The sequence below is a fragment of the Bacillus seohaeanensis genome (assembly GCF_042684945.1).
Taxonomy (GTDB): Bacteria; Bacillota; Bacilli; order Bacillales; family Bacillaceae_B; genus Rossellomorea; species Rossellomorea seohaeanensis.
On the sequence record NZ_JBHUMF010000031.1, the window covers coordinates 342,356 to 357,519 of the forward strand.

The following is a 15,164-nucleotide window of genomic DNA, read 5'->3' on the forward strand; positions in this document are numbered from 1 at the left end:
CATTTCTAGGTGAAATGAAATCATTGTCGTTTCCAAACAACAATAAAGAAAGCGAGGGGATAAAAATCGATAACTTTAAGCGTCCGGTATTAAAAATACCGAAAACAAAGTTAGAAATAGTATTAACGACTATTTCCTTGCTATTACTGATTGCGAATTTCATTTATTTATGTGTCGAGTGGTCATCGATTCCCGATAAGATTCCAATGCATTTTAACGTAGCAGGTGAGGTGGACCGCTGGGGAGGGAAGGGTGGTGTCATCGTCCTTCCATTTATAGCAACATTCTTATGGGTACTATTAACCGCTCTAGAAAAGTATCCTCACACCTACAATTACATCAAGTTATCAGAAGACAACGTAGAAAGACAGTATAAAAATGCCCGTATGATGATGAATGTAATGAAAGCTATCATTGTCAGCTATATGGTCTATTTGAGTTGGCAAACCGTTCAAGTAGCATACGGCAACCAAGTCGGACTAGGTGTATGGGAACTCCCGATTTTCCTACTACTCCTCTTCGGTTCCATGGCTTTCTTTATGATAAGGTCCATCAAGCTCTAGGCAAAGGTCCGTCCCTCACCACATTAACAAGTTAAAGCGGTGAGGGACGGACCTTCGAAAAGTTATTATTAGCATTAGGAACCGAAAATTTGTACAATTAACAGTAATCTAATTGGAAAGTGGAGATGTTATTGGAATCAAAACAAGAATTGCAAAATGAATTACAAAAGATTAAAGAATGGGAAAAAGATATAAGCGGGTTATGGTTCTGGGAAAAATTAACCCGTCTGCCGTTTAAAGTATTGGACAAGCTAACACCAGCCTTTGTCCATAAAAAAATCGGTGTTTTGTTGGATGAATTAGGAAGCTATATTCAGACAGGCGGCAAATATTTAACAAGTGAAAAACAGATGTATAAAAGCATTCACAAGCATACCGGAACGCCAGTCGAATCTTATGAAGATATTACGGCACTTGATGTAAAGGATATGAATGAAATTAGTCAAAAGTTGATAACGCGTCGGTCGAAAGTTGCATCTGTCCAAGGAGCTACAACAGGCATAGGCGGCATTTTTACCTTAGCGATTGATATACCAGCACTACTAGGAATGTCCCTTAAAACACTACAAGAGCTAGCAATAATACACGGCTATGATCCGAATGATAAAAATGAACGTGTGTTTATTGTAAAATGTTTGCAGTTTTCCTCAGCGGATGTTGTTGGTAAAAAAGCTATCCTATCTGAATTAGCAACCTACTATAATCGAGAGGAACATTCGAAAGAAATGATGTCTCAGCTCCAAGGCTGGCGGGAAGTCGTTTACACCTATCGTGATAATTTTGGCTGGAAAAAGTTATTTCAAATGATACCGGTGGCAGGATTAATTTTTGGTGCTTTTACCAACCGCTCGATGATTAACGATGTTGGAGAAGCTGGAAGGATGCTGTATCAAAAGCGTAGAATTGTAGAAAGACTGGAGAAATATGACGAGGTAGCTGAGTAAATAAGTAATTAATACTAACCGTACATTAGCGGGCAACAACCATAATTATAAACAATAGGAGTGAATAGAGGAAGCGGTAATGGACCCGTTTCCTTCTCTTTTTATGGCAAGAACTAATTATCATCAACTTCTGGGCTTTCTTCTGCTTCTACATTTTCAACTAACGGAAATTCCAGTTGTTCCATCAATTCGAAAGCTTCATCTTGTAGTCGGCCTTTTTTCTCCTTCATTTAACAATTCACATCCTTTTTTTTAACAGAATAAGTGCAGAGTTGAATCTCTGCACTTTTGTTTCTTCCCTTATTATTTCTTTCCCTCATTCTTCATTAATTCTTCTGATAACTCCGTACTATAGGCTTCTCTGAGTTGTTTTGGTGATTTCTCGATACGGTCGTAGTTATTACTAGTATTGTTAGTTATTAACATACGATGAATAAAGTATTCTCCAATGGCAATTCCAGCAGCTGTTAGCAACGAAGAAGTAATAATTGGGAAGTTGGGATTTTCAATAAGCGTATTGAGAAATAATAGGAGTAATAGAAAACTTAATCCAAAATCCGCAAGTGTCGCCATCATATTATTCGTTCTAGGTAAAATCAATCTGTCACCTGCAACATAAGAAATAATCGTGATAGCAGCAGAAACAAGTAGGACACTAGCTATATTTACATTGTAAAAGAAACTTAATATAACAACCGAAATAGCAGCTATTACTAAAAATTTAATTAATAATGCTTTAGTCGCCTGCATAAAGTTAACCTCCTAATTAACATCCAGCGGTTAACCCCTCAAGGTTAAATGTCGCTCCCACTAGGAGGTATAAAGCAAACCTTTAGGTGAGGTCGCCATTTACTTTTCGGGGCTGAATAAGCCGCTTTCACTATTCACTTGCTACATTATTTTTTGTTAAAAATCATCATGCTATTCGACTAGATTTTGTCAACAATGCCTTTTTGTTCAAATTAGGAATAAAAAAACTACTTAAAATGATATTATCTCTAAAACTTTTTTCATTAATTACGTCACAAATATTTTTAATTTAGTCAAGCTATTGTAAAATAGGGGATGGGAAAATATTCATTCTTTTTTAGAAGGCTATTTTCGTAAAGAAGTGTTGCTTTTGAAAACTATTTGAAATCGATAGTGGAATGGAGCGGAAGACACTTGACTCCTGCGGGAGGTAGAGGAAAGGCTGAGACCCCGCAGGCGAAGCCGCGGAGGCTCAGCTTCCTCCCCGCGGAAAGCAAGTGTCTGGAGCGCAATGGAACGAACCAGTTCTTTACGTTTAACTGCATTAAAAACAACAAAGTATGCGAAAACAGCCTTTTAGAATGAGTCATCATTTAACAGTAAGGAGTAGAAGTATGGAAAAAGTATTAATTTTTGGACATAAGAACCCAGACACAGATACGATCTGTTCAGCTATTGCGTATGCTGAGTTAAAAACAAAATTAGGTATGGATGCAGAGCCTGTTCGTTTAGGAAATGTGAATGGAGAAACACAATTTGCACTTGATCAATTTGGTATTGAGGCTCCTCGATTAGTAGAAAAGGTTGCCGAAGAGGTTAATCAAGTAATTTTAGTTGACCACAATGAGCGTCAACAAAGTGCTGATGACTTAAACGATGTTCGTGTTTTAGAAGTTATCGATCATCACCGTATTGCAAATTTTGAAACAAGCGATCCTTTGTATTACCGCGCAGAGCCAGTAGGGTGCACAGCAACAATTTTAAATAAACTATATAAAGAAAATAATATCGAAATTAGAAAAGAAATTGCTGGATTAATGTTATCTGCAATTATTTCTGATTCGTTACTCTTCAAATCTCCAACATGCACAGAGGAAGATGTAGCTGCAGCAAAAGAATTAGCAGAAATTGCTGGTGTTGATGCAGATAGCTACGGCTTGGAAATGCTGAAAGCTGGAGCAGATTTAAGTGATAAAACAATCGAAGAGTTAATCAGTCTAGATACAAAAGAATTTACAATGGGGAATGCGAAAGTGGAAATTTCTCAAGTAAATGCTGTTGACACTAACGAAGTTCTTGCACACCAAGCTGAGTTAGAAAAAGCAATCAATGCAAGAATCGACGAAAAGGAATTAGATCTTTTCTTGTTTGTCGTAACGGACATTCTGGAGAACAATTCCATCGGCCTAGCTTTAGGAAAAGAAACAGCTGCTGTAGAAAAAGCATATAACGTTTCACTTGTTGACAATAAAGCAACACTTGCTGGCGTTGTTTCACGCAAAAAACAAATTGTACCTGTTTTAACAGACGCATTAACTAAATAATAACAGATAGCGATTCCTATCATAGGGGTCGCTTTCTTTTTTGCTAAAACACAATGAAATGGAAAAATATGCTATGATGAAAGAGGCAAACGTATACAAAGATTATTCATTCGTTTATAAATACTGAATAACGGGAAGTACAAAGTAATATAATTGTCTATCTAAAGAAATGGACACATTATAAAGTGAAACTTCATTTGCTCCCCGTTAATGTGGGAGAACTAAACAACTGATTTATGTCTGGAGAATGTGGAATGAAAAAACGCCGAATGGAATTTCTTTTTGTAATCGTTTTAATGCTTTCAATTTACGTTGTTTTTTTTAGCGGATTCGGACAATTTGTTAAGCTAGTGTTCATCAGTGTGTACGGATTCATTATCTTTGTGAGCATTTTTTCGTTAATGCTTGAAAATCGCTCTGCACAGCATACATTGTTATGGATGTACGTACTATTGTTTTTTCCAGTGTTTGGGTATATTTTTTATCTTTACTCAGGTCAGTTGTATTTAAAAGGGTATTTGTTTAAAAGTAAGCGGAAAAATGATCGGGAAGAATGGAGAAAATTATTGAAAAGCGAGGAGTCACCAGATTTATCGTTTTTACAAGATAATCAGCGTGCTTTTGCAGAGTTTTCTAGTCATATTTCTGTAACAAAAATAAGTACAAACTCTACTACAAAAATTTTAAAAAATGGAGCAGAGACCTTTTCCGAGATAAAACAAAGATTAAAAAAGGCAAAACGCTATATACATATGGAGTATTATATTTTTCGTTCAGATCGCTTAGGAAAAGAAATTATAGATATTCTAATAAATAAAGCGAGAGAAGGAGTAGAGGTACTATTTCTCTTTGATGCCGTCGGAAGTCTACAGCTAGCTTCTGATGATATAAAGTTGCTTGAGAGAGCAGGAGTGAAGGTACAGTCCTTTCTTCCATTAAAATATGGGTTTTTCAATCAGAAATTCAATTTCCGGAATCATCGTAAAATTATCGTTATTGATGGAGAAGTTGGTTTTGTTGGTGGTTTAAATGTCGGAATTGAGTACCTTGGTGAAAGTGATAAATTTGGATTTTGGCGAGATACACATATGCTTTTGGAAGGGGAAGCCGTTCATACCCTTCATACCGTCTTTCTTCTTGATTGGGAGTATGTTAGCAGAAAAATGATGTTGGAAGAATATCCAAGTGCGGAATATGGATCAAATCAAGTGGATGGTGCCGTGCATGTCGTTGCGAGCGGTCCTGATACCGGGCAAGATATTATGGGGGATCTTTATTATTCGATGATGGCGAGTGCGACGAAATCAATATGGATTGCCACTCCTTATTTTGTACCAAGTGAACCAATTCGAACGGCTTTACGTGTTGCAGCGAGGAGAGGACTAGAAGTAAGGATAATGGTCCCAGAGAAAAATGACGGTTTTCTTACTCAGTATGCGACCCGTTCCTATTTTCCAGAGCTTCTCCGTTGTGGAGTCGAAATTTATTCCTATAAAAAAGGATTTCTACATCAAAAAATATTAATTGTCGATGGCAATATGGCTTCCATTGGTACAGCGAATATGGATATGAGAAGCTTTCACCTGAATTTTGAAGTAAATGTTTTTTTAATTGGGTCGAGTTCCATACGGGATCTTATTGTACACTATGAAGAGGATATAAAAGACAGTGTGAAGTTAAGTCCAGTTGAATTTTATAAAAGGGGTATCGTAAAGCGAACAAAAGAATCATTTGCACGGTTGTTTTCAGGTGTACTTTAAAGGAGTGCTTATAAAGGAATATACATTATCTGGATGATAAAAAAACGAAGGCTCTTTTCTCATAGCTTGTTGTTTTTACTTATAAATTCTGCCCGTTGATTTCTACTATGGGCACTAGCCATACGCTTCACCTATGGGGGAAGCGTAGTTTTTCGTTAAAAAACAGCCAAAACTAAAAATAATGGCAACTATTGGATAGTATCCTAATATGCTTAAAGGGGAGGTGTGATTCGATGGAACCGGATTACGGTATGGGCGTATTTTTCGGTTTGTTTGGTTTACTTTACGTTGCTGTTGCTCTATTTTTAATTGTTTTGTCCGTTGTGTTTATGTTTAAAGCGATGAGTTTTATGAAAAACAAAACAGAAAATGACCGCAGATTGCTCCAAGCAATAGAAAGGTTAGATAATAAAAATACAACTTTCACAAACCCAAAAGATGAAGGAGGGAAATTCAGCTAAGCAAAAAATGTATCCCGCATTAATGGGAAGTAACGCCCCACTGATTGAAGTTTCACTTTATATTTGTTCAGTGGAATGAATGCAAGAAGAACGATTGGATAATGTAGCTTTTATGGCTGACTAATAAGGGCATGTTACTTATTGTCAGCCTTGTTTTGTATAGTTATTTTACATAAAAGGTTAAAGTGTACTAGTTTATTTTTGTTAATTTCTATTCGCGTAATAAATAGAAGTTATCATTAACCCTATACAATTTGCCACATGTAACCCAGTGAAAAGGAAGAATGTAAACGAGATGCCATCAACAAGTATCACAATCCCCCATGCGATCATTATGAGAAAAAGTGTAATATTCCATGCAGCGGCTCGTGACTTTGTGCTAACATGCTGCTGTCGCTCATCGTATAATCTCTTTTTATTCCCAATTCGACGTGCTATATAAGAAATTACTAGCATTAAAACGATACCTGCCACTAACCCTGATACACCAATTAATCCATTTGCAAGTGTTTCACTCAATGTTTTCATCCCCTTCAAATATGAAAATATCTTCAATCCTACACCCGAATAGCTGTGCAAGTTTATGAGCTAGGATGAGTGATGGTTTATACTTGCCTTTTTCTAGTGAAATAATCGTTTGCCTAGAAACTTCCACCACTTTAGACAAATCCTCCTGCGTCATCCCAAGTTTTTCTCGCTTCGCTCTTATCCTATTTTTCATAAGACTAACCACCTGAAAGTAAAGTCAACTTTACGTAAAGTATACTTTACCTTATGCGAAAGTTCTTTATAAATTGTCAAAAAATTATAAAAGGGGTGAATGCACAATTAGCAGTATGACCAATTTAGGATTCCCTGAATTTTCAAGGAAAAAAGTAAAAATGCTTCGCATAAACTTGTTAAAAGACAGAAAGAGGGGGAATTGTATGTGGATGAGGTTTTATGACAAACTTACATTAAAACAAAAACGATTTATGCTTTGGTGCTTGATTGTTCTTCTGTTGATTGGAATTTTATTATTGTTGTTATAAATTGATTAACGTATGACTCTAGTGGAGCTAGAGGAAGAATATTTTATGTAGGCTGTTTTCTAAAAGATCGTTGCCTTTAACAGCATGGAAAACGCAGAGTGGATTGGAGCGGAAAGGAACACTCCATTACTTCTGCCTGAAAAACAACAATCTCTACGAAATGAGAATTACCTATAAACGAATGTTTTATAACTTTCTAGACGAAAACAAAGAAAGTTGTCAAGTATCCATTTCCTGAAAGGTATCATTTGTTGACCTGTAATTGCGGTTAACGAAATGATGCCTATTTTTAATTGCTTAGCGCCACGTTCGGAAATCTTATCTCCATGAACGGGGAACAAAATCCCCACTGATTGAAGTTCCATCCATATTCCATAGAATAATAGACTCTTTCCCTAGTATATATGCCTACTTCTACTAGTCTTATTCTATGCCTATTTTCATAAACGGGCATTAAATGGTAGTACATTGTCACCCCGTGATACATATATATAAAGTGAAAATGCCATATCTAATTAGGAGGAAAGGATATATGAATAAGGAAATGCTACAAACTCTAGTCGGTAAAGTCATGAAGGTTGATAGAGGGGGGCCAGAATCTAGAATTGGGAAACTACTTCATGTTGCAGAGGATTTCTTTACAGTTCTAACAGAAGATGATGGAGTTGTCTATTATCGAACACAACATGTTAAGAGTTTAACGGAAAATTCCAAAAGTGGTCTCCAGTTCGATGTGGAAGTACCGGAAGTGTTTAATTATATAACTGGTGAGAATTTTGATGCTTTAATGGGAAATTTACAATATCAATGGGTCAATATAAATCGAGGGGGACCGGAGAAACTAGATGGGGTGCTTCATAGTATTAACGATGACTATTTAACGATTGTGAAAAATGAAGAAGTCATTCGCTTAGCTACCTATCATGTTAAGAACATTAGCTATGGATTAAAAATAGAAAAACCTGAAGAAATGTCTAATGAAAATGAAGACAATAAATCAAAGGGGAAAAGTAAAAAGGATAAATAAGATAAATAAGTATAGATGAATATTGTCATATTATTCGTGACAATATTCATCTATTAAAAGGAGATGACTTCACTATGCGTCAAAATCTTTCACAATCCTTAAGTGAACTTATTGGATTTACCATAGGAATTCACACCAATAATTCTACCTATGTTGAAGGAACACTTGTTCAGGTCGAAAATGATTATCTTGTTATTAAAAACGATTACGATGAGGATATGTTCTTTAACTTAGCAGGAATCCAGGCAATAATGAAAAATACAAAACACTTCCAAGCTAAAGAAATCGAAGCTGGAAAATTAAATGCAGCTAAGTTATCTAACTTACTAGCGGAATATAAATACGAGTGGATAACGATTAATTGTAAAAATAATCTCTCATTCAGTGGTATTTTGAGTGCGATTTCAGACGATTATATAGTCCTCTTAGTTCAGGAAGAGAGTTTATTTATTCAAAAAAGCCACATAACAAATTTTCATAAACAATTAACAGAAGACGAGACAGAACAGGAAAGCAATGATCAAGAGGAAGCTTCTACTACTGAAAATGAAATAGACTCAACGACTAATTCGAATGAGAATGAGACAAAACCAAAAGTAGAGGAAGAACCAAAAGCAGAAGAAGAACCAAAAGCAGAAGAAGAACTAAAAGCAGAAGAAGAACTAAAGGCAGAGGAAGAACCAAAAGCAGAGGAAGAACCAAAGGCAGAGGAAGAACCAAAAGCAGAAGAAGAACCAAAGGCAGAGGAAGAACCAAAAGCAGAGAAAGAACCAAAACTAGAAGAAAAAACAAAGATAGAACCAGAAACTAAAACAACAACAACGACTGAAGGAACGTCTAAAAAGGAAAAATTAACAGAAAAAGATAATTCTACAAAACTACATTCTGAGATTGTTGCAGAACTAGCGGATAGTATACAACCAAAACCAAAGAATGAAATGCCAACAACCAAAAATAACATGCCGATACAAAAAGAGAATAATACGGCCAAAGGCATAGAGAACGTAACAAAAAGTCCCAATCCAAAAGAGAACCGTACCAAAATGGAAACAGAAAAGTGTGCAACGAAGACACCTAAAATAGAAGCGACATCTGAAACGAAAGCAAATAAAGTCCCAACGAACCAAAATAAAGCAAAACAAAGTAGTAAGACGAAGCAAAAAAATAATATAAGTAGTTCATTAGCAGATGAAATAAAATCCATATTGTCCGTTTATATAAAACCAGTAGAAGCTACTGCAGCGAACATAGTAAATGCTAAAAAAGAAAATAAAACTACTGCTACTAAATCAAGTTCCAAAAAGAAATCAAGTAATAGGCGACATGGCTAAGATTGTTGTCAAAACATTTTAAGGAAGGAGGAAAGTTATGTTAATAGCAATATACTTCTTTCTAATTGGTGCGATATTTTACAAAATGTTTATACAACTTTCTAGGCATGAAAATCAAAAAAGGGTAGACATAAACCTAAATAGTATAGAGCATACACCTGTAGTGTTGAATAAGGATAAGGCGGCGAAAAATAATGCCTAGCACACAACTTGTTTTAATGCTAATAATATTTTCCCTTACCATTTTAGTTATGTTATGGAGACCGTTTAATATAAATGAAAGTGTTCCTACAACAATAGGTGCAGCAACTGTTCTTTTATTAGGTATTGTGCCATTAACTGACGTATTTGATATATTTGAAATTGTAAGTGGCGCTTCTTTAACGATTCTATCCACCATTATGATGTCAATCGTACTAGAAAGTATCGGATTTTTTAAGTGGGTTGCGAGAAATATCGTTTCAAAGTCTAATGGATCTGGAGTAAGACTCTTTGTTTATACTAATCTTTTATGTTTCTTAATGACAATGTTTTTTAATAATGACGGCAGTATTTTAATAACGACCCCAATAATTATACACATTGTTCTTATTTTAAAACTTAAACCTCGCCAAATGTTCCCTTATTTAATCTCCGGGGCGCTCATAGCTACTGCTGCAAGTGCACCGATAGCCGTAAGTAATATTTCGAATTTAATTGCTCTTGAAATTGTGGGACTTACATTAAATGATTACATTAAAATGATGTTTGTCCCTTCCATGATTGGGATCCTATTCATGGCATACTTCCTATATAAGTATTTTAAAAAAGATATCCCCAAAAGAATTTTGACTATTCCTATTAAATGGGATGAAGAGAAGTCTAAATATGCGTATAGTCATCCCCTTGAGACGGAAAATCATTCTAATCAATATGATTGGTGGATGTTCAAAGTATGTTTTTTAGTGGTGATCATTACGCGAGCATGTTTTTTTATTCTTACCCCGCTTGGAATACCGCTAGAATGGATTGGGTTAACTGGTGCACTAGTGTTGATTCTCATTAGGAAAATAAAAATGGGAACGGGCGCCCTCGATATCGTAAAGAAAACACCGTGGCATATTTTGTTGTTTGCCTTCAATATGTATGTACTAGTCTACGGTTTGAAAAATGTAGGGTTAAATGATTATATTGTCAGCCTATTAACTAGTTATATCGAGGATAGTCCTTTTTATGCAAGTATGATAATGGGAAGTGCCTTGACTGTTTTTTCAAATCTTTTCAACAACCTTCCTGCAGTGATGATAGGAACACTATCTCTTACTGAAATGGGACTTAGTGATCATATTTTGCAAATTGCTTACCTTGCCAATGTTATCGGAAGTGATATAGGTGCACTTCTTACCCCAGTCGGAACGCTTGCTACACTTATTTGGATGTTTTTAGTGAAAAAACATTCTATTAAAATTACTTGGGGAGATTATATTAAAGTAACGATTATCATTATTCCAATAACACTACTCATAAGTTTATTAAGTCTATATTTATGGTCAACACTTTTTTACTAGAAGGGAGGTCCATTTTTGAAAAAGTTACTTTTAAACTATATGGGTGAGAATATCAAGTTGGAGATTTCTGGTGGAAAAATACTAACAGGGATACTAGTGGAGGTAGGCAGTGATATTGTCATCATTTACAACGGAAAGGATTTCCAGTATGTTCCGATTGTACATGTCCATCATATAAGATTTCCCAGCGAAAGTGAACAAGAAATACAACAGCCGGTTGATCCACCCATTATTGATTATGAGCAAGAATTATCAGTAAGGAAAATATTAACTTCTGCAAAAGGAATGTTTACAGAAATATATGTAACTAGTAATCAGCCTATTCATGGGTATATAACTAGTATCATGAATAACTATTTTGTCTTCCATTCGCCAGTTCATAAAACGATGTTCATATCATTAAATCATTTAAAGTGGTTAATACCTTACGATAATGATCAAAGTCCCTATAGTTTGCCAAGACAAGACCTCCCACTAAGGCCAGTAAATATTTCTCTTGCAAGAAGTTTTGAAATTCAAATGGAGAAACAAGTTGGGAAACTTGTCATTTTTAATATAGGGGAAAATCCTAATACGATTGGTAAACTGCAGGGAATAAGAGATAATATTTTAGAACTCGTTACTGCAAGAGGCGAGTGTTTATATTTAAACGTGAATCATATAAAAACGATGCATTTTACCTAAAATGCATCGTTTTTATAGTACTGATGCTTTTGCGTAGCGCGAAGCATCACATTAAAAGATAAGGGAACATATTTTTATGGTATCCTATTTTTCTTTTTCCTGAATATGTTCTATTAAGGGAGGGATGCAACTTGAAGCGAAGACTACAGAGTGCTCAGTCCACTTTAATAGGTCATCTGCAAAAGCTCCAAAAAGACGACGGTTCTTGGAACTTTTGCTTTGAAAATAGCCTAATGACAGATGCGAATATGATTATTTTATTATCGTCATTAGGAGTAAATGACAAGGAGCTTATTGGTCGCTTAAATTCGCGAGTACTAAACCTTCAAACAGAAGAAGGGGCATGGAAACTTTTTTCTGATGAAAAAGACGGAAACTTATCAGCAACAGTAGAAGCTTACTTTGCCTTGGCTTATAGTAAAGCACTTGATATGAATGATCCGAGAATGATAAAAGCGAGAAGATTTATTAAGAATAATGGTGGGATCGACAATGCTCATTCACTAACAAAATTTATGCTTGCAGCAAACGGGCAATATGATTGGGATAGATTTTTCCCGGTTCCCATCGAACTTTTGCTTCTTCCGAAAAGTTTCATTGTGAACTTTTGGGATTTTAGCGGTCATGCAAGAGTCCATATGACACCATTAATGATCTTGAAAAATAGGAAATATAAGCGAATAAAGCGGAACACCCCAAACATAAGGGATTTATTAGTCAGGCAATCAACTGCTGATGTTCCAACGATTGAAACCCGATCATTAATTTCTACCATTAAACAAGGAATCCAATCATTATATCAACTTCCACAGTATCTTGAGAATGAAGCGATACATACAGCTCATCACTATATGCTGCAAAGAATCGAGAAGGATGGAACGTACTATAGCTACTTTAGCTCAACATTCTTCATGATTTATGCCCTCCTCGCTCTCGGCTATAAAAAAACAGATCCCATCATTATAAAAGCAATTTCTGCATTGAAAAAAATGATCTGTCAAACAGAAGAGGGTTCGCATATCCAAAACTCAACATCAACTATATGGGACACAGCACTCATTACCCATAGTCTTCAAAATGCTGGTGTTAGCTATAAAGATGAAACAATAAAAAAAGCTGTTCACTTTCTATTAAAAAATCAACAGATGCGATATGGAGATTGGGCGATGGAAGTACCTAAAATAGCCCCTGGAGGATGGGGATTCTCTCATAACAATACAATGAACCCTGATGTCGATGATACGACAGCTGCATTAAGAGCTATCACATCAACAGCAGCGAGTGAACCTACTTCAAGACACGCCTGGAATAAAGGTGTAGAATGGTTATGGAAAATGCAAAATCGTGATGGTGGCTGGCCGGCATTTGAACCAAATAAAACAAAAGAGATTCTTTCCTCGTTTCCGATTGATGGTGCAGAAGCTGTCAGTATTGACCCATCAACAGCAGATTTAACCGGGAGAACGCTTGAATTTCTAGGGAAAAAAGCAGGAGTGACGGGAGACCATCCATCGATTAGTAGGGCAATACAATGGTTAAAAGGTCACCAAGAGGAAGAGGGTTCCTGGTACGGTAGATGGGGAATATGTTATATATATGGAACATGGGCAGCGGTAACAGGAATGAGAGCTGTTGGAGTACCTGCTAACGATAAATCCTTGCAGAAAGCAAAACAGTGGCTCATTTCGATTCAAAACCGTGACGGTGGATGGGGAGAGTCGTGTTACAGTGATCAAAAGAAAAAATATATACCATTACAGCACAGTACACCTTCGCAAACAGCATGGGCACTTGATGCACTAATCTCTCTTTCCGATAAGCCGAACCATGTAATTAATAAAGGAATAGAATCATTACTTGGGCAACTCGAGAAAAAGGATTGGACATCGACTTACCCAACAGGAGCCGGTTTACCAGGTAACTTTTACATCCATTATCATAGTTATCGATGGATTTGGCCACTGCTTACTATTAGCCATTACAACGCGAAATATAAACCAAATACTTGAGGTGGGTCAGACCCTCAGGTGTCAGACCCGAAACGTTTTAATTGGGTCAGACCCCAAGGTGTCAGACCCAAAACACTTTAATTGGGTCAGACCCCAAGGTGTCAGACCCGAAACGTTTTAATTGGGTCAGACCCTAAGGTGTAAGACCCTCAACGTTTTAATTGGGTCAGACCCCAAGGTGCCAGCCCCGAAATACTTTAATTGGGTCAGACCCCAAAGTGCCACACACAAACCAAACAATAATCACTAAAAAACAAAATTTCCTTCCCCACCAGGAAGGAATTCTTTACTTTTAATGGAATTATTATTATATCCATATAGAAAAGAAGGGGGCGAAACTATGTTTACATATAAAATCGATGAAGAATTACAATTAAAATTGGTGGAGTCAAAAGATGCAAAAGCACTTTTTAAATTAACGAACGAATCCCGTGAATATTTAAGTGAATGGTTGGGTTGGCTAGATTCTACAAAAAAAGTCGAAGATACGAAGGCATTCATTGAAATGAGCAGAAAGAATTATGCAGAAAACAAATCACTAAGTACCTTAATTTTATATAAAGGTGAGATCGTCGGCACAGCTGGTTATAACTCTATTGATTGGACAAATAAAATTGCCTACATCGGGTATTGGCTAGGGGAGGAGTATCAAGGGAATGGCATTATGACAAGAGTAGCAAAAGCATTAACAGACTACGCATTTTATGAGCTACAATTAAACCGTGTCGATATTCGCGTTGCAGTGGAAAATAAAAAAAGTAGAGCAATTCCAGAAAGACTCGGCTTCCAAAACGAAGGAACCATTCGCCAAGCAGAGTGGCTCTACAATCACTACGTCGACCACATTATCTACGGCATGCTCAAATCAAACTGGACCACTTCAGCGCAGTGAGGGACGAACCTTTAAAAATACATAATAAGGATGAGAAAAATGACACAAATATGTCTTGTCCGTCATGGGCAAACAGATTGGAATGTACAAAGAAAATTGCAAGGAAAAACAGATATTCCATTAAATAGAGTGGGAAGAAAACAAGCAAGGGAATGCTGTAATCATTTGAAGGAATCCGCGTGGGATGTGCTTATTTCAAGCCCGCTTGTTCGTGCAAAAGAAACAGCGGAGATTATTAATGAGGAAATTCATCTGCCTATTGAGGAGATGGAAGAGTTTATGGAAAGGTCCTTTGGTGATGCGGAGGGCTTAACGATGGAAGAAAGAGACCGCCTTTATTCTTATAATCAGTATCCAAACCAAGAAGAGGTAGAGGATTTTAAAGCACGAATAGTAGCAGGACTAAAAAAAATTAATGAACGTTTTCCAACCGAAAAAGTGCTATTAGTTTGTCACGGTGCCGTGATCCGTATGATTTTGTCAATTTTTAGTGGAGAAGAACAGGAGGTAACGTTACCCCGCTTGGAAAATGGTTGCTTAAATACGATTCACTTTGAAGAGGGGGACTGGAAAATAAAAGAATATAATCTTGTCGGTCATCTGTCAGAGCATAACTAATAA

The 15,164-nt window shown here is 36.3% G+C and carries 16 protein-coding genes; 13 read left to right on the forward strand and 3 right to left on the reverse strand.

Features of this window, described 5'->3' with window-relative positions:
• Nucleotides 1-23 precede the first annotated feature (23 nt).
• Nucleotides 24-563, forward strand: a complete 540-nt coding sequence (locus ACFSUL_RS15010; protein ID WP_377936743.1) for a DUF1648 domain-containing protein — start codon at nucleotides 24-26, stop codon at nucleotides 561-563.
• A gap of 131 nt (nucleotides 564-694) precedes the next feature.
• Nucleotides 695-1,507 carry an EcsC family protein gene (locus ACFSUL_RS15015; RefSeq protein WP_071412160.1) on the forward strand — a complete coding sequence of 271 codons (813 nt, stop codon included), beginning with the start codon at nucleotides 695-697 and terminating at the stop codon, nucleotides 1,505-1,507.
• Nucleotides 1,508-1,810: 303 nt separating this feature from the next.
• Here the strand turns inward: ACFSUL_RS15015 and ACFSUL_RS15020 are convergent, their stop codons facing one another.
• Entirely contained in the window at nucleotides 1,811-2,257 is a 447-nt protein-coding gene (locus ACFSUL_RS15020) for a DUF2512 family protein (RefSeq protein ID WP_377936745.1), read from the reverse strand.
• Between the two features lie 614 nt (nucleotides 2,258-2,871).
• On the opposite strand from ACFSUL_RS15020, the gene ACFSUL_RS15025 reads away from it, so the two are divergent.
• The 3 genes from ACFSUL_RS15025 (at nucleotide 2,872) to ACFSUL_RS15035 (ending at nucleotide 6,022) form a co-directional block, all read left to right on the forward strand.
• Nucleotides 2,872-3,801 (forward strand): manganese-dependent inorganic pyrophosphatase, encoded by a 930-nt coding sequence (locus ACFSUL_RS15025; RefSeq protein WP_071412162.1) that lies wholly within the window; start codon nucleotides 2,872-2,874, stop codon nucleotides 3,799-3,801.
• Between the two features lie 254 nt (nucleotides 3,802-4,055).
• Nucleotides 4,056-5,561 (forward strand): cardiolipin synthase, encoded by a 1,506-nt coding sequence (cls, locus tag ACFSUL_RS15030; protein WP_377936748.1) that lies wholly within the window; start codon nucleotides 4,056-4,058, stop codon nucleotides 5,559-5,561.
• Between the two features lie 233 nt (nucleotides 5,562-5,794).
• Nucleotides 5,795-6,022, forward strand: coding sequence for a hypothetical protein (locus tag ACFSUL_RS15035; protein WP_377936750.1), 228 nt, complete (start codon nucleotides 5,795-5,797; stop codon nucleotides 6,020-6,022).
• A gap of 204 nt (nucleotides 6,023-6,226) precedes the next feature.
• On the opposite strand, the gene ACFSUL_RS15040 is transcribed toward ACFSUL_RS15035, so the two are convergent.
• Together ACFSUL_RS15040 and ACFSUL_RS15045 are read right to left on the reverse strand one after the other, a co-directional pair.
• Complete coding sequence (locus ACFSUL_RS15040) at nucleotides 6,227-6,541, reverse strand: DUF2178 domain-containing protein (protein ID WP_377936752.1); 315 nt, start codon at nucleotides 6,539-6,541, stop codon at nucleotides 6,227-6,229.
• A complete protein-coding gene (locus ACFSUL_RS15045; RefSeq protein WP_377936754.1) occupies nucleotides 6,534-6,743 on the reverse strand; it encodes a helix-turn-helix transcriptional regulator in 210 nt (69 codons plus the stop codon). The genes ACFSUL_RS15040 and ACFSUL_RS15045 overlap by 8 nt, the downstream gene beginning before the upstream one ends.
• A gap of 842 nt (nucleotides 6,744-7,585) precedes the next feature.
• Here ACFSUL_RS15045 and ACFSUL_RS15050 point away from each other — a divergent pair.
• The 8 genes from ACFSUL_RS15050 (at nucleotide 7,586) to ACFSUL_RS15085 (ending at nucleotide 15,161) form a co-directional block, all read left to right on the forward strand.
• A complete protein-coding gene (locus ACFSUL_RS15050) occupies nucleotides 7,586-8,080 on the forward strand; it encodes a hypothetical protein (RefSeq protein WP_377936756.1) in 495 nt (164 codons plus the stop codon).
• A gap of 74 nt (nucleotides 8,081-8,154) precedes the next feature.
• Nucleotides 8,155-9,411: a hypothetical protein gene (locus ACFSUL_RS15055; RefSeq protein WP_377936758.1), complete on the forward strand. Its 1,257-nt coding sequence runs from the start codon at nucleotides 8,155-8,157 to the stop codon at nucleotides 9,409-9,411.
• A gap of 37 nt (nucleotides 9,412-9,448) precedes the next feature.
• Complete coding sequence (locus ACFSUL_RS15060) at nucleotides 9,449-9,613, forward strand: hypothetical protein (RefSeq protein ID WP_377936760.1); 165 nt, start codon at nucleotides 9,449-9,451, stop codon at nucleotides 9,611-9,613.
• Complete coding sequence (locus ACFSUL_RS15065; RefSeq protein WP_377936762.1) at nucleotides 9,606-10,958, forward strand: arsenic transporter; 1,353 nt, start codon at nucleotides 9,606-9,608, stop codon at nucleotides 10,956-10,958. The genes ACFSUL_RS15060 and ACFSUL_RS15065 overlap by 8 nt, the downstream gene beginning before the upstream one ends.
• 15 nt (nucleotides 10,959-10,973) lie before the next feature.
• Nucleotides 10,974-11,642 carry a DUF2642 domain-containing protein gene (locus ACFSUL_RS15070; protein ID WP_377936764.1) on the forward strand — a complete coding sequence of 223 codons (669 nt, stop codon included), beginning with the start codon at nucleotides 10,974-10,976 and terminating at the stop codon, nucleotides 11,640-11,642.
• Between the two features lie 131 nt (nucleotides 11,643-11,773).
• The gene (gene shc / locus ACFSUL_RS15075) at nucleotides 11,774-13,651 is read left to right on the forward strand and encodes a squalene--hopene cyclase (protein WP_377936766.1); all 1,878 of its coding nucleotides are present in this window, start codon (nucleotides 11,774-11,776) and stop codon (nucleotides 13,649-13,651) included.
• A gap of 340 nt (nucleotides 13,652-13,991) precedes the next feature.
• Nucleotides 13,992-14,543, forward strand: coding sequence for a GNAT family N-acetyltransferase (locus tag ACFSUL_RS15080; RefSeq protein ID WP_377936768.1), 552 nt, complete (start codon nucleotides 13,992-13,994; stop codon nucleotides 14,541-14,543).
• A gap of 39 nt (nucleotides 14,544-14,582) precedes the next feature.
• Nucleotides 14,583-15,161 (forward strand): histidine phosphatase family protein, encoded by a 579-nt coding sequence (locus ACFSUL_RS15085; RefSeq protein WP_377936770.1) that lies wholly within the window; start codon nucleotides 14,583-14,585, stop codon nucleotides 15,159-15,161.
• Nucleotides 15,162-15,164 lie beyond the last annotated feature (3 nt).

Bases quoted from the DNA above. Each gene is read 5' to 3' on its own strand.
- ACFSUL_RS15080 (WP_377936768.1), top strand. From the start codon at position 13,992: ATGTTTACATATAAAATCGATGAAGAATTACAATTAAAATTGGTGGAG.
- ACFSUL_RS15035 (WP_377936750.1), top strand. From the start codon at position 5,795: ATGGAACCGGATTACGGTATGGGCGTATTTTTCGGTTTGTTTGGTTTA.
- ACFSUL_RS15055 (WP_377936758.1), top strand. From the start codon at position 8,155: ATGCGTCAAAATCTTTCACAATCCTTAAGTGAACTTATTGGATTTACC.
- ACFSUL_RS15060 (WP_377936760.1), top strand. From the start codon at position 9,449: ATGTTAATAGCAATATACTTCTTTCTAATTGGTGCGATATTTTACAAA.
- ACFSUL_RS15045 (WP_377936754.1), bottom strand. From the start codon at position 6,743: ATGAAAAATAGGATAAGAGCGAAGCGAGAAAAACTTGGGATGACGCAG.
- cls (WP_377936748.1), top strand. From the start codon at position 4,056: ATGAAAAAACGCCGAATGGAATTTCTTTTTGTAATCGTTTTAATGCTT.
- ACFSUL_RS15020 (WP_377936745.1), bottom strand. From the start codon at position 2,257: ATGCAGGCGACTAAAGCATTATTAATTAAATTTTTAGTAATAGCTGCT.
- ACFSUL_RS15085 (WP_377936770.1), top strand. From the start codon at position 14,583: ATGACACAAATATGTCTTGTCCGTCATGGGCAAACAGATTGGAATGTA.
- ACFSUL_RS15065 (WP_377936762.1), top strand. From the start codon at position 9,606: ATGCCTAGCACACAACTTGTTTTAATGCTAATAATATTTTCCCTTACC.
- ACFSUL_RS15025 (WP_071412162.1), top strand. From the start codon at position 2,872: ATGGAAAAAGTATTAATTTTTGGACATAAGAACCCAGACACAGATACG.
- ACFSUL_RS15050 (WP_377936756.1), top strand. From the start codon at position 7,586: ATGAATAAGGAAATGCTACAAACTCTAGTCGGTAAAGTCATGAAGGTT.